Here is a 14,401-nt window from a genome sequence, read left to right as displayed (position 1 = left end):
ACGTACACACGTGGGCGCGCTCACACACACGCGGGCACGCACACACATGCGCGCCCATACGATTCACCATACCAAAATTTTGGGCTTTTGCTTGAAAAACGCCGTGGGCCCAAAGCCCGGCTAGCGCCCTGGGGGCACCTCGTTGCTTCAAACCGTCGTATTCAGACCCGTCGCTCGGGCGTGCATGGCAAGGGTGTCTTTGCGGTGCAGGATATCGCCGAGGGCGAAGTCATCATCGAGTACGTGGGCGAGGTCATCAGCTGGGCGGAGGCCCAGCGCCGTCACCCGCATGATCCCCAGGACCCCAACCACACGTTTTACTTCCATATCGACGAAGACCATGTAATCGATGCCTTGTTTGGTGGCAATTCCTCGCGCTGGATCAACCACGCCTGCGATGCCAACTGCGAGGCAGACGAAGTGGATGGCCGTATCTTCATCAAGGCCCTGCGCAACATTCATGCCGGTGAAGAGCTCAACTACGACTATGGTTTGATCATCGACGAGCGCTATACCCCCAAACTCAAGGCCGAATACCCCTGCTGGTGTGGCACCAAGACCTGCCGGGGTACCCTGCTGGCCCCCAAGCGCGGCAAGAGATAATTGATGATTTGGCCGGCGGAGGCAATTTGGGAGGCGGTGGAGCCGTTCTTGCCGGGCTTCACGGTAGAAATTCTCCCGGAGATTGATTCCACCAATACGGAGCTGATGCGCCGCGCTCGTGCTGGACGGCTGGAGCCGATACTGCTGGTGGCCGAGTGCCAGACCGCTGGGCGGGGACGGCTGGGCCGTGACTGGAGTAGCGATACCCAGTCGCTGGGGCGCACATTGACGTTTTCCTTAGGCTTGCTGCTGACGCCCCTAGACTGGTCGGGCCTGTCCTTGGCGGTGGGTTTGTCGATCGTGCAGTCCCTGCACCCCCGGTTGCAGTTGAAGTGGCCCAACGACGTGTGGTTGGGTGACCGCAAGTTGGCCGGCATTCTGATAGAGACCGCCAGCGTGGGTCAGGACCGCTTTGTGGTCATCGGCATCGGCATCAACATCGTGGCCCCGGACGCGGCCGGACTGCGCACGCCGCCGGCCGGTTTGCGGGATGTATTGCCCGACGTTCTGGCGCCAGATGTGCTGGAGCACGTTGTAGTGCCCCTAGTGCGGGCACTTCAGCGGTTTGCGGCGCAAGGTTTTGCTCCGCTGGTAGCGGCCTTCAATGCGCGTGACATCTTGTACGGGCGTGGCGTGGTGTGTACGGACGGGGTGGCTGGTACCGCCCAAGGCGTGGACGCCAGCGGTGCACTCTTGGTGCATACTGATGGCGGTGTCAAAAAGATTACCAGTGCAGAGGTCAGTGTGCGGCCGCTGGCTGGTGCGTGCGAATCCCGTTTCTGAACCCATGTTGCGTTTCCTTATATTGATCCTGATATTGGCCAACGGCCTGTACTTTGCCTGGAGTGACGGCCTGCTGCGCGCCTACGGTTATGGACCAGCCCCGCAAAGTGAGCCCCAACGCGCAGCGCAACAGATACGCCCCGAATCGTTGCACGTAATGAGCCCAGCCGAGTTCAATCGGGTTAAGAGCCAAGCGCAGGCCGATTCAGCGCCCAAGGAGTGCCTGCAGGCCGGTCCGTTTGATGATGCCCAGATGGCCGTGGCTCGCCGTGCGCTGGAGTCTGCTCTGGCGCAGGGCAGTTGGCAGTTTGATTCAGTCCACATATCCGAGCGCTGGATTGTCTACATGGGCAAGTTCGCCAATGCCGATGCCATGGTCAAGAAGCGTGCTGAACTGGCGGTCATGAATCTGGTGGCGCAACCGCTGACCAACCCCGATCTGGAGCCGGGTTTTTCGTTGGGTGGCTTTGATACGCAAGCCGCCGCTGCCGCCGAGTTGTCGCGCTTGACGAGCCAGCGCGGGATTCGCACCGCCAAGGTGGTGCGGGAACGTGCCCAAGGCGATCAAAACCAGCTCAAGCTGCCAGCGCTCACGGCCGAACAGAAGAACCGTTTGAACGATATCAAGCCGGCTCTTGCCGGGCGTACCCTCAAGCCCTGCGGTTGAATGGACTGTTGGCCCTGGAAACAGGCCTAGGCTTCAATCAAACTGCGTAAACCGGACGGTAAAACAGGTGCCGGGAGGAGAGTGGCCCGGGTGGCTGTCTTCTATGGTGATGCTGGCATGATGCTGGCGGGTAATTTCCAGCACGATGGGCAGGCCCAAGCCAGAGCCGTCAGCCTCGGTGCCCAGCACGCGGTAAAAGGGTTGGAACACCAATTCACGCTCGGCGGCGGGAATGCCGGGGCCGGAATCCTCCACCTGCAGCACCAAAATTTTGCTGAACGGATCGCGCAGAATGCGCACGGTAATGACGCCGGGTTTATCAGCGGTGGAGGGGGTGTAGTTGATGGCGTTGTCCACCAGGTTGCGCACCATTTCCTTTAGTAGCGTCGGATTGCCCTGGAGGTTTACTTCCTCACCGCCGGGTTGTTCGCCTTCGTAGCCCAGGTCGATGTATTTGTCCATGGCGCGTGGCAGGCTGTCGTGGATCACATCCATGGTCAGGCGCACCAAGTCACAAGGTTGCTGGGTCATGACCGTACCGCTGCTCTCGGCGCGCGCCAGTGCCAGCAGCTGGTTGACGGTGTGGGTGGCCCGGATGCTGGAGCGCCCGATCTGTCGCAGCGACTGTTTCAAGTCTTCAGCGTTGGCCCCCTCGCGCTGGGCCAGGTCGGCCTGCATGCGCAATCCCGCCAGCGGGGTCTTGAGCTGGTGTGCGGCATCGGCCAGAAAGCGCTTTTGCGTAGCAATTGAATCTTTCAGGCGTTCCAGCAGGCCATTGACGGACGACACCAGAGGCGCTACCTCCAACGGAACGGCCTGCGCATCCAGTGGGCTCAAATCGTCTGGGCTACGGGCACGGATGCGTTCTTCCAGATGGTTGAGCGGTTTGATGGCCTGCACCAGCGCCAACCATACCAACAGCACCGCCAACGGCAAAATGACGAATTGCGGCAGCATCACGCCCTTGACGATTTCGGTGGCCAGCACTGAGCGCTTGTCCATTGTCTCTGCAACCTGGACCAGGGCCGGCTTGCTGTCCGGCAAGTCCAGTTTGACCCACGTATAGGCTACCTTGATACCCATGCCACGGAACTCAGCGTCCCTTAGGCGCACCTCGCCGGGAAGAAGCTTTTCATCCTCGGGTGGCATGGGCAGATTTTTTTCGCCGCTGAGGTACTCCCCATTGGAACCCATGACCTGGTAGTACACGGTGTCGGAATCGTCGGCGCGCAACAGTTCGCGGGCAGGCAGGGGCAACACGAACTGTGCCTTGTTGTGCTTGACCGTGACCAACTGGGCCAGGGCGCCCACGTTGTATTCCAGCGCCCGGTCAAAGGGTTTGCCAGCAATGCCCTGCGCTACCAGCCAGGTCAGCACCAGGCTCACCGGCCACAGCAGCAGCAGCGGCGTCAGCATCCAGTCCAGGATCTCCCCGAACAGGCTGCGTTGCTCGCGTTGGAATATCTTCAATTTGGAATTTTTTCCAGACAATAGCCCAGCCCGCGCACGGTGGCAATGCGGATCGGGCCTTTTTCGATCTTCTTGCGCAGGCGGTGGATGTACACCTCGATGGCGTTGTTGCTGACCTCTTCGCCCCACTCGCACAAGCGCTCCACGAGCTGGTCCTTGCTGACCAAACGGCCAGCTCGCTGCAGCAGAACTTCCAGCAGACCGAGTTCGCGTGCCGAGAGTTCGACCATCTTGCCGTCGATGGTGGCCACCCGACCGGCCTGGTCATACACCAGCGGGCCGTGCTTGATGCTGCTGCTGGTGGCGCCCATGCCGCGGCGTACCAGAGCGCGCACGCGGGCTTCAAGCTCTTGCAGGAAAAGGGTTTGGCCATGTAGTCATCGGCGCCGTAGTCCAGACCCTTGACGCGCTCGTCCACCGCGTCGGCTGCCGTGAGGATCAGAACCGGCAACGAAGAGCCACGACCGCGCAATTTCTTCAACACTTCCAGCCCATGCATCTTGGGCAAACCCAGGTCCAGAATCAGCAGATCGAATTCGGTGTTGGTCATCAACGCTGCATCGGCCTCAGAGCCGCTGGCCACGTGGTCCACGGCGGCACCGGCACTGCGCAGGGCTCGCAGCAGACCGTCAGCCAATACCTGGTCATCTTCGGCAATCAAAATCCGCATGTGTGCTCCTGGTTATGTGTGCAGTGGCGCCCAACCGGCCACAGCACGGGTTTTTTTGCCATTCTAGGCTTGCCTGAGGTGTGGGTTGGTGCGGGGTATTCATCGGCCGCAATAGGCTTCCAGGCCCAGTGTGACTACGGTAGCCACTTCGGTGCCTACGGCATGGCGCAACTCGTCCTCGGCTTGGGCCACAGCATCGTGGTAGGCACCCAGCCAGGCCAGCCCCGTGGCAGTGAAGCACACCCGGCGCGCCCGCGCGTCCAGGGGATCGTTTTCACGCACAACCATCCCCCAGGCTTCGCATTGGTCCACCAATGTGCCCATGGCCTGTTTGCTCATGCCGGCGGCTTGTGCCAGCGCGGTCAGACGTGCGCCTTCGGGTGCGAGGTGGCGGGTGATGTGAATGTGGGCGGCGCCCACCTGGCCGCGCGCAGCCAGGTTGCTCAAGCCCAGGGGTACGGCTGGATGGCGGGCCATCAGTTCCATGACCCGTGCGTCGAACTGCGCCAGCGCGTGGCGCAGCCAGTGGCCGATGTGGGTTTGGCGCCAAGTAGTGGACTCTGAAACAGGTGTGGAAGGCATATTGCAAATAGTAATGCAAACTGACTAAAAAATGTGTATACGAATTTCAATAAACACCGTTAAACTACTGTTTACGCATACAGCCTGTAATTAATCACAAGTACTGTGATGCACCACCTCATTGATTTTTAAGGAGATTTCCATGGACGCACCCGTCAAGAACCCCAACAACACCAATGGCGCCAACGCCGAAAAAGCCAAGGCACTGCAAGTAGCACTGGCCCAGATCGAAAAGCAATTCGGCAAAGGCACCATCATGCGTCTGGGCGAAGGCGAGGTGATTGAAGACATCCAGGTGGTTTCCACCGGCTCACTGGGGCTGGACATTGCCCTGGGTGTGGGCGGCCTACCGCGCGGCCGGGTGGTCGAAATCTACGGACCAGAATCAAGCGGTAAAACCACGCTGACCCTGCAGGTGATTGCCGAGATGCAAAAACAAGGCGGCCAGTGTGCTTTTGTGGACGCCGAACACGCGCTGGACATCCAGTACGCGCAAAAGCTGGGCGTCAACCTGCAAGACCTGCTGATCAGCCAGCCCGACACCGGCGAGCAGGCGCTCGAAATTGTGGACAGTCTGGTGCGCTCTGGCGCGGTCGATTTGATCGTGGTGGACTCGGTGGCGGCACTGACCCCCAAGGCCGAGCTGGAAGGCGAAATGGGCGACAGCCTGCCCGGCCTGCAAGCCCGTTTGATGAGCCAGGCCCTGCGCAAGCTCACCGCCCACATCAAGAAGACCAACTGCATGGTCATCTTCATCAACCAGATCCGCATGAAGATCGGCGTGATGTTCGGCAGCCCCGAGACCACCACCGGCGGCAATGCGCTGAAGTTCTACGCCTCGGTGCGCCTGGACATTCGCCGCACCGGCACCATCAAGAAGGGTGACGAAGCCATTGGCAACGAAACCAAGGTCAAGGTGGTCAAGAACAAGGTGGCGCCTCCGTTCAAGACGGCCGAGTTCGACATTCTGTTTGGCGAAGGCATCAGCCGCCACGGCGAAATCATCGACATGGGCGTGAACGCCAACATCCTGGAAAAATCCGGTGCCTGGTATGCCTACAAAGGCGAGAAAATCGGCCAGGGCCGCGACAACGCCCGCGAGTTCCTGCGCGAAAACAAAGCGCTTTCCATGGAAATCGAGAACCGGGTGCGCGAATCACTGGGCATCCCTCTGCTGCCCGGCGCGCCAGAGCCCGAAATCAAAACCAAAACTTCAAGCAAAAAGGCCGACCAGCCCTCGTGAAATATACGTAAGTAGCTATAAAAACAATAGCAGTTGTAGCTACTCCCGCCTTTACGTCCACCATGGCCACCACGACACCGCTGTCTCTCAAAGGCAGGGCCTTGCGCTTGCTCAGCGCACGGGAGCATTCCCGTGCCGAGCTGGAGCGCAAACTGGCCCAGTTTGAGGAAGAGCCGGGAGCTTTGGCCAAAGCGCTGGACGACCTGCAGGCCAAGGGCTTCATCAACGAACAGCGCGTGCTCGAATCGGTGCTGAACCGCCGCTCTGCCAAGCTGGGCACGGCACGCATACGCCAGGAGCTGCAAAGCAAGGGGCTGGCACCGGAGGCAGTGTTGGGCGCTATGGAGCAGCTGCGGGCAACCGAAGTGGAGCGTGCGCGGGAAGTCTGGCGCAAAAAATTCGGTGAGCCCGCTACCGATGCCTCAGGCCGCGCCAAGCAGATGCGCTTTCTGGCCAGTCGCGGCTTTGGCGGCGAGGCCATCCGGCGCGTGGTAACCAGCAGTGAAGATGAATAACGAAATTGGCACCCATCCAGCGGCAAGGGGCACGCCGGGCGGCGATTTCTGCGCATTTGGCAGCATGAGCCGCCCGGCGGGTCCCTTGCCGCGTACGAGCGGAGCAGTCGCCAGGGTTTACAACCCGAGCATCAGCTTGAGGTTCTGCACAGCAGCACCCGAAGCGCCTTTTCCCAGGTTGTCCAACCGAGCAATCAGCACCGCGTGGGCGAATCCATCCGCCTTGGCATCATTGGCAAACACCCGCAATTCCATCTGGTTGGTGTCAGCCAGCGCCACGGCATCAAGCTTCTGGTCGGGCGTGGCCGCCTCAACCGTGACCCATTCGCTGCCGGCATAGTGCCGGGCGAGTGCTTGGTGCAGGTCATGTGCGCTGGGCTGACCCGGCAAGGTATCCAGATGCAGGGGCAGTTGCACCAGCATGCCCTGTTTGAAATTACCGACCGACGGCACAAACAGCGGACGCCGGGTCAAACCCGTGTAGCGCATGATTTCGGGAATGTGCTTGTGCTTGAGCCCCAACCCATAGAGTTCCATGGCAGGCGCGGTGCCGGCCTCGTAGGCTTCAATCATGGTGCGTCCGCCGCCGGAATAGCCGCTGATAGAGGGCAGGCACAGCGCAAAGTCGGCCGGTAACAGGCCAGCATCCACCAGTGGGCGAATCAGCGCAATGGCACCAGTGGCATAGCAGCCGGGGTTGGCCACGCGGCTGGACCGCGCCACGGCGTCGCGTTGGCCTGCGGCCAGCTCGGGGAACCCATAGACCCAGCCCGGTGCCGTGCGGTGGGCGGTGGATGCATCAATAATTTTTGGGCCAATTCCATTGTTAGCCCGCGTCAAATCGTCAATCATCGCTACGGATTCAATAGCAGCATCGTCGTGCAGGCACAGAATCACCAGATCTGCCTGGGCCATCAGGGCCTGTTTGGCAGTGGCGTCCTTGCGCAAAGCCGGATCAATGCTGATGAGTTCCACACCGGACAAAGTTTGCAGCCGTTCCCGGATTTGCAGGCCGGTGGTGCCGGCTTCGCCATCGATAAATATTTTTTTCATGCCACTGCCGCACAAGCGGCTCCAAAGGGGAAAAAGGGTTCGGAGCCAAACCGGGCTGTAAGCCAGCCACAAGTTTGGTGCGTTGCAACATGATACATTTCGTATTAGATGTGTCCAGTGCCAGATTCGCAGCCATGTTCGCTGCAAACTGGTGAAGATTGTCCAGCCCCCAAAGAGACGTCATGAAAATTCACGAATACCAAGGCAAAGAAATTTTGCGCCAATTCGGTGTGCCGGTGCCCCGCGGCATCCCCGCCTTTACCGTACAAGAGGCTGTTGAAGCCGCACAAAAGCTGGGTGGCCCGGTCTGGGTCGTCAAAGCGCAGATTCACGCCGGAGGCCGCGGCAAGGGCGGCGGCGTCAAGGTCGCCAAGACGATTGAGGACGTCAAGCGCATCGCCGGAGAAATTCTGGGCATGCAGCTCAAGACCCACCAGACTGGCCCCGACGGCCAAAAGGTGCGTCGCCTCTATATCGAGGACGGTGCCGACATCCAAAAGGAATACTACGTGTCCATCGTGACCGACCGTGCGTCGCAGAAACTGGCCTTCATCGCCTCCAGTGAAGGCGGCATGGACATTGAAGAGGTGGCGCACTCCACGCCCGAGAAGATCATCACCGAATTCATCGACCCCCTGACGGGTCTGAGTGAGGCGCAAGCCAAGAAGATTGCCGATGCCATCGGCATGCCCGCAGGGTCTACGGCACAGGCCGTGGACATTTTCCAGAAGCTCTACAAGTGCTACATGGACACCGACGCGTCCTTGGTGGAAATCAACCCGCTGAACCGCGACAGCAAGGGCAACGTGATGGCCTTGGACGCCAAGTTCAACTTTGACCCCAACGCCCTGTTCCGCCACCCCGAAATCGTGGCCTACCGCGATCTGGACGAAGAAGATCCGGCCGAAGTCGAAGCATCCAAGTTCGACTTGGCCTACATCAGCCTGGACGGCAACATCGGCTGCCTGGTCAACGGCGCCGGCCTGGCCATGGCCACCATGGACACCATCAAGCTGTTTGGCGCAGAGCCAGCCAACTTCCTGGACGTGGGCGGCGGTGCCACCCCCGAGAAGGTCACCGAAGCCTTCAAGATCATGCTGAAAAACCCCAAGGTCAAGGCCATTTTGGTCAACATCTTTGGCGGCATCATGAAGTGCGACACCATTGCCACCGGCGTGATCACCGCGTGCAAGGCCACCAACCTGAATGTGCCGCTGGTTGTGCGCATGAAGGGTACCAATGAGGTGTTGGGCAAGCAGATGCTCAAGGACAGCGGTCTGCCCATCATTTCCGTGGACACCATGGCAGAAGCTGCGCAGGCAGCCGTTAAAGCGGTGAATGCGTGAGACCTTGCGGGACAGACCGCAGTTCGCAAAGCGAGCCAGCTCTGTCCTCAACTGATTAGGAGAATTTCATGTCAATTTACATCAATAAAGACACCAAGGTCATCACCCAGGGTATCACCGGCAAGACCGGTCAGTTCCACACCGAAAAGTGCCAGGAATACGCCAACGGCAAGAACTGCTTTGTGGCGGGTGTGAACCCCAAAAAGGCTGGCGAGTCCATCTTCAATATCCCGATTTATGCTTCGGTTAAAGAAGCCGCATTGGAAACTGGCGCCACGGTGTCGGTGATTTATGTGCCACCGGCTGGCGCTGCTGCGGCCATCTGGGAAGCCGTCGAAGCCAATCTGGATCTGGCCATTTGTATTACCGAAGGCATCCCGGTTCGTGACATGCTGGAAGTGCGTAATCGCATGAAGGCCAAGGAGGCCGCTGGCGGCAAGAAGACTTTGTTGCTTGGCCCCAATTGCCCTGGGTTGATTACGCCGGATGAAATCAAGATTGGCATCATGCCCGGACACATCCACCGCAAGGGTCGTATCGGTGTGGTGTCACGTTCCGGAACGCTGACCTATGAGGCCGTGGCGCAGTTGACTGAAATCGGTCTGGGCCAGTCTACTGCAGTGGGCATTGGTGGCGACCCCATCAACGGTTTGAAGCACATCGACGTGATGCGCGCTTTCAACGACGATCCCGATACCGACGCCGTCATCATGATTGGCGAAATTGGTGGACCCGACGAAGCCGAAGCCGCCCGCTGGTGCAAGCTCAACATGAAGAAGCCGATCGTTGGTTTCATCGCAGGTGTCACGGCACCGGCTGGCAAACGCATGGGCCATGCCGGTGCGTTGATCTCTGGCGGTGCTGACACAGCCGATGCCAAACTGGCGGTGATGGAAGAGTGTGGTTTCAAGGTCACACGCAATCCGTCCGAAATGGCAAAGCTGCTCAAGGCCATGCTGTAACACATAACGGCGACAGTTGCGGCCAGGCCGCTACACTGTGCACCACACCATGGAAGCGCTCCAAGCGGCATGTTTGGGGCGCTTTTGCATTGACGAGCGGGAGTCGGAACGATGGAATGGCAGGGCAGCGCGGACTTCTGGATCGGTCTGCTCAAGATAGTCTGGATCAATATCATTTTGTCCGGGGACAATGCGGTGGTCATTGCTCTGGCGGCGCGTTCTCTGCCAGCGGGACAGCAAAAGAAGGCCATTTTCTTTGGCTCCGGCGCGGCCGTTGTTTTGCGCATTGCCCTGACGGTGGTGGCGGCCAAGCTGCTTGAACTATCCTTCCTTCAAATCGTTGGCGGCTTGCTGTTGCTGTGGATTGGCGTGCAATTGCTCAGCGAGGAGGAGCACGAGGACACTGAGTCCAAGGGCAGCGGCGGATTGATGGCGGCGGTTCGTACCATCCTGATTGCCGATCTCGTCATGAGCCTGGACAATGTGATCGCCGTTGCGGCAGCGGCCAAGGGCAACATGGTTCTGTTGATTCTGGGTCTGGCCATCAGCATTCCGCTGGTAGTCTTTGGCAGTACCTTGATGATCAAGCTGATGGAGCGCTTTCCCATCATCATCCTGCTGGGAGCAGCCCTGATCGGTTGGGTGGGGGGTGAGACCATTGTCGGCGATACCGCGCTGCAAAGTATTGCTAGGACATACCCCAGCCTGCATTACCTCGGTGCGGTAGCAGGTGCCGCTTTGGTCATCCTCTTGGGGAAAAAACTGCAGAGGCGGCACTCGCAGTAGGGTTTGCGCTATCAAAAAAGAGTGGGAGTGCGTGCATAAGTCCCTTGTCGGAATGGGCGGCATCTGCTAACGTCGGCATCAGTTTCGTCCTATGGGTCGGGCGTTGTGGTGTGAGCGCTGCTATTTGAAAGCGGCAGCATTTAGGGGCAGGGCTGGCAATTGGCGAAATCTCTTTCATCGAAATCGGGGCCTTTCTGGAAGGCCGACTGGTTTGCCGGCGTTGCCATTGTGGTCGCGGCCGTTGCGTTGCACGCCACAACCGACGTCATTGGCACGATGGAGCGGCGCTTTTATGATTTCGCCAGCACCAGTACGTCGCGCCAACCGTCTGATCGCATCGCAGTCATTGCCATTGACGACCAGAGCATTGCCAATCTGGGGCGCTGGCCCTGGCCACGGGATATCCACGCCAAGCTGATTGACCAATTGGGGGCGGCCAAAGCCAAAACCATCGTTTACACCGCATACTTCTTTGAGCCCCAGGTGGACGCGGGCCTGGCGTTCATCCGCAAGATGAAATCGGCTTTGGGAGGCGCCCAGGATATCTCGGCAACCAATGAGCAACTGAACCAGCTGATTGCGGAGGCTGAAGTTGCGCTGGACACCGATGCGGTGCTGGCAGCCAGTATCAAAAATGCTGGCAATGTATTGCTGCCATCGGTTTACGTGTTGGGTGACCAGCAAGGCAAGCCCGACAATCCCTTGCCACCCTACGCACTTGCCAGCACGCTGGATGACCCTAACGGGTTTTCCATCTCCGCAGTGCGCGGACAACAGCCAATAGCCAGCATCGGGGCTGCCGCCGCCGGCATTGGGCATTTGAACCAATTTCAGGACATTGATGGTGCGGTAAGACAAGAACCCCTGCTCGTCAACTACTACGGCAGAGCGGTGCCATCATTGGCCTTGCTGGCGGCGGCCAAGAGCCTGAATCTGTCAGCCTCGGATGTGCACCTCAACGCGGGGCAGTCCGTGCAGATCGGCAAGCTGCGGGTCAAAACGGATGAAACGGCGTTGATGCTTCCGCAGTTCTATAAGGAGCGCGATGGCAAGCCGGCGTTCCCGGTAGATTCGTTTTATGACGTGCTGAGTGGCAAGATTCCAGCTTCCAAGTACGCCAACAAAATTGTCATCATTGGTGCCACCGCCGCGGGTGTTGGCGTTCAGTTTACTGTGCCTGGTAACGCGTCACTTTCACCGGCGCAAATCATTGCCCACATCACGTCCAGCATTCTGAGCGAACACTTCATTGTCCAGCCCGTCTGGGGTATCTGGGCGAGCTTTGGGATTTTCCTGGTGGTAGTGGCATACATTCTGGGGGCATTGCCGCGGTTGTCGGCAGGAATGGCAGCGAGCGCGACCGCTATTTTGTTCTTTGGTTTGCTGGCGGTTGAATTCGGATTGCTGTCTTCTGCAGCGATGTGGCTCAAGCTGGTGTTCCCGGCTGTTGTGCTGATTCTGGGGCATCTGGCGTTGACGACCAAGCGTTTCCTGGTCACCGAGGCTGGTAAAGTGCAGGCGGATGAAGAGTCGGCCGAGACCAATCGCATGATGGGACTGGCGCTGCAGGGCCAGGGCCAGTTGGACATGGCCTTTGACCGGTTCCGCAGGGTGCCGGTGAATGCAGCCGTCATGGACAATCTGTACAACCTGGCAATGGATTTCGAACGCAAGCGCCAATTCAACAAGGCCGAAGCGGTTTACAACCACATGGCCGCCTTTGACAAGGGCTACAAGGATCTTCAGGCCAAGCTCAACCGCGCCAAGAACCTGTCAGAGACCGTCATGTTGGGGGGTGGCGGCAGCCATCCCGGTGGAACCATGTTGCTTGATGGCGGAGCTGTAGAAAAACCCATGTTGGGCCGTTACCAGGTGGATAAAGAGCTGGGTAAGGGTGCCATGGGTGTTGTGTACCTGGGTAAAGACCCCAAAATTGGCCGTGTTGTCGCCATTAAAACCATGGCCCTGAGCCAGGAGTTTGCGGGTGATGAACTGGTTGATGCCCGCGAGCGTTTTTTCCGTGAGGCCGAGACAGCGGGGCGCCTGCAACACCAGAACATCGTAACCATCTTCGATGCGGGTGAAGAGCATGACCTGGCCTACATCGCCATGGAGTTCCTCAAAGGCAAGGATCTGGCAGACCATTGCAAGGGCGATCAGTTATTGCCGGTGCCGGTAGTGCTCAGCATCGTGGCCCGGGTGGCGGAGGCATTGGCCTACGCACACAAGCAGCACGTGGTGCACCGCGATATCAAGCCGGCCAACATCATGTACGAGGCCGAAAGCGACACGGTCAAGGTGACCGATTTTGGCATTGCCCGCATCACCGATTCGAGTAAAACCAAAACCGGCTTGGTTTTGGGAACCCCGAGTTTCATGTCACCTGAACAACTTGCGGGCAAGAAGGTTGATGGTCGTTCGGACCTTTACTCGCTGGGGGTCATGCTGTTCCAGATGCTGGCGGGTGTCTTGCCGTTTCGCGGCGACTCCATGTCGGAGTTAATGTTTAAGATTGCCAATGAAGAGGCGCCGGATATTCGTGTCATCCGGCCCGAATTGCCACAGGCACTTGCAGATGTGGTGGCGCTTTCGCTGAGCAAGCGGCCCGAAACCCGGTTTCAGACCGGGGACCAGTTTGCAGCGGATTTGCGTGGTGTCATGGGCCAACTCACGGGTGAAGTGGCACCATCAGTAAATACGAGCAAGCTGGATGTGCGCGTTCAATCCAGCGAAAAGACAGTTGCATTTGCTGCAACGGTTCCCGCCATGGGTGCGGTAGCGCCAAGTAAAGCCGATTTTACGCAAACGGTTCCCGCAGGCCTCGACATTTTTGAAAAGACCGTGATCCAAAAGCCCACAGCGCCTGGAAACGCGGGGTCTGATACCGGATCAGGCCCAAAGAGATAAGAAACCATGATGTACCATTTTTGTGCAAAGTCAGACCCTGGCAGGGCACGCGATAACAACGAAGATTCGGTCGCCTACGATGAAGCAACGCTGACCGCAGTATTGGCCGATGGCATGGGTGGCTATAACGCGGGTGAAATTGCCAGCGGAATGGCTACGGCTTTCATCAAGTCGGAGCTTAGCCGTTGGTTGATGGAGGCTGGCGATACGGCCAAGGCTGCGGAAGTGCGTCGGGCCATGGAGATTTGCGTTGACAATGCCAACCGGTCCATATTCAATTCCGCCAACTCCAATACTAACTACGCTGGCATGGGCACCACACTGGTGGTTGGGGTGTTTCGCGAAGACACGCTGGTATTGGGGCATATTGGCGATTCGCGGTGTTACCGGATGCGTGCGGGTTTGCTGGATCAAATTACCAAGGACCACTCGCTGTTACAGGAGCAGATTGACGCTGGGCTGATTACCGTTGAACAGGCAGCTACGTCCACCATCAAAAATCTGGTCACCCGGGCATTGGGCGTGGATGACTCCGTGCTTATGGACGTCAGCGAATTTGCGGTTCAGGTTGGGGACGTCTATCTCATGTGTTCCGACGGGCTTTCTGACATGATCGACGATGCCGCTATCGCTAAAATTATTATGGAAGATTCGCCACTGGAGCAAAAGGCGACGCAACTCATTGATTCCGCCAACGAAAATGGCGGAAGAGACAATATTTCGGTGCTGATGGTAGAAGTTCATCCAGCAGCGGAAAAGCGCGGTTTAATCGCCCGTTGGTTAGGGAAGTAAGATGCAGCAAAGTTTTCCAGAA

13 protein-coding genes and 1 pseudogene are annotated in these 14,401 nt (G+C 58.6%); 10 read left to right on the top strand and 4 right to left on the bottom strand.

Going from position 1 to position 14,401, the window contains the following annotated elements; all coding sequences use genetic code 11:
• Positions 1-87: 87 nt before the first annotated feature.
• The 3 genes from IPI80_RS03935 to IPI80_RS03925 are packed head-to-tail and all read left to right on the top strand — an operon-like array spanning position 88 to position 2,053.
• Positions 88-603 (top strand): SET domain-containing protein, encoded by a 516-nt coding sequence (locus IPI80_RS03935; RefSeq protein WP_413857338.1) that lies wholly within the window; start codon positions 88-90, stop codon positions 601-603.
• 3 nt (positions 604-606) lie between these two features.
• Entirely contained in the window at positions 607-1,386 is a 780-nt protein-coding gene (locus tag IPI80_RS03930) for a biotin--[acetyl-CoA-carboxylase] ligase (protein WP_413857336.1), read from the top strand.
• A gap of 4 nt (positions 1,387-1,390) precedes the next feature.
• Positions 1,391-2,053, top strand: a complete 663-nt coding sequence (locus IPI80_RS03925) for an SPOR domain-containing protein (protein ID WP_413857334.1) — start codon at positions 1,391-1,393, stop codon at positions 2,051-2,053.
• Positions 2,054-2,086: 33 nt separating this feature from the next.
• On the opposite strand, the gene IPI80_RS03920 is transcribed toward IPI80_RS03925, so the two are convergent.
• From IPI80_RS03920 to IPI80_RS03910, 3 genes and pseudogenes are all read right to left on the bottom strand, one after another.
• Positions 2,087-3,523: a sensor histidine kinase gene (locus tag IPI80_RS03920; RefSeq protein WP_413857332.1), complete on the bottom strand. Its 1,437-nt coding sequence runs from the start codon at positions 3,521-3,523 to the stop codon at positions 2,087-2,089.
• Positions 3,520-4,193: pseudogene (locus IPI80_RS03915) on the bottom strand (response regulator). The gene IPI80_RS03920 and the pseudogene IPI80_RS03915 overlap by 4 nt, the downstream one beginning before the upstream one ends.
• A 99-nt stretch (positions 4,194-4,292) precedes the next feature.
• On the bottom strand, positions 4,293-4,775 hold the full coding sequence (locus tag IPI80_RS03910; RefSeq protein ID WP_413857330.1) for a MarR family winged helix-turn-helix transcriptional regulator: 483 nt from the start codon (positions 4,773-4,775) through the stop codon (positions 4,293-4,295).
• Positions 4,776-4,917: 142 nt separating this feature from the next.
• Here IPI80_RS03910 and recA point away from each other — a divergent pair, with 142 nt between their 5' ends.
• Together recA and recX are read left to right on the top strand one after the other, a co-directional pair.
• Positions 4,918-6,018: a recombinase RecA gene (gene recA / locus IPI80_RS03905; protein WP_413857328.1), complete on the top strand. Its 1,101-nt coding sequence runs from the start codon at positions 4,918-4,920 to the stop codon at positions 6,016-6,018.
• Between the two features lie 62 nt (positions 6,019-6,080).
• Entirely contained in the window at positions 6,081-6,533 is a 453-nt protein-coding gene (gene recX, locus IPI80_RS03900; RefSeq protein WP_413857326.1) for a recombination regulator RecX, read from the top strand.
• 117 nt (positions 6,534-6,650) lie between these two features.
• Here the strand turns inward: recX and argC are convergent, their stop codons facing one another.
• Positions 6,651-7,586, bottom strand: a complete 936-nt coding sequence (gene argC / locus IPI80_RS03895) for an N-acetyl-gamma-glutamyl-phosphate reductase (protein WP_413857324.1) — start codon at positions 7,584-7,586, stop codon at positions 6,651-6,653.
• A gap of 182 nt (positions 7,587-7,768) precedes the next feature.
• Here argC and sucC point away from each other — a divergent pair, with 182 nt between their 5' ends.
• The 5 genes from sucC (at position 7,769) to IPI80_RS03870 (ending at position 14,379) form a co-directional block, all read left to right on the top strand.
• Complete coding sequence (sucC, locus tag IPI80_RS03890; protein ID WP_413857322.1) at positions 7,769-8,932, top strand: ADP-forming succinate--CoA ligase subunit beta; 1,164 nt, start codon at positions 7,769-7,771, stop codon at positions 8,930-8,932.
• 68 nt (positions 8,933-9,000) lie between these two features.
• Positions 9,001-9,894, top strand: coding sequence for a succinate--CoA ligase subunit alpha (gene sucD, locus IPI80_RS03885; RefSeq protein WP_413857320.1), 894 nt, complete (start codon positions 9,001-9,003; stop codon positions 9,892-9,894).
• Positions 9,895-10,005: 111 nt separating this feature from the next.
• The gene (locus tag IPI80_RS03880; RefSeq protein ID WP_413857318.1) at positions 10,006-10,680 is read left to right on the top strand and encodes a TerC family protein; all 675 of its coding nucleotides are present in this window, start codon (positions 10,006-10,008) and stop codon (positions 10,678-10,680) included.
• 159 nt (positions 10,681-10,839) lie between these two features.
• The gene (locus tag IPI80_RS03875; protein ID WP_413857316.1) at positions 10,840-13,587 is read left to right on the top strand and encodes a CHASE2 domain-containing serine/threonine-protein kinase; all 2,748 of its coding nucleotides are present in this window, start codon (positions 10,840-10,842) and stop codon (positions 13,585-13,587) included.
• A gap of 6 nt (positions 13,588-13,593) precedes the next feature.
• Complete coding sequence (locus IPI80_RS03870; RefSeq protein ID WP_413857314.1) at positions 13,594-14,379, top strand: Stp1/IreP family PP2C-type Ser/Thr phosphatase; 786 nt, start codon at positions 13,594-13,596, stop codon at positions 14,377-14,379.
• Positions 14,380-14,401 lie beyond the last annotated feature (22 nt).

It is taken from the genome of Candidatus Aalborgicola defluviihabitans (assembly GCF_016705985.1).
GTDB classification, from domain to species: domain Bacteria; phylum Pseudomonadota; class Gammaproteobacteria; order Burkholderiales; family Burkholderiaceae_C; genus Allorhodoferax; species Allorhodoferax defluviihabitans.
This window is presented reverse-complemented; position numbering and strand designations above follow the sequence as displayed.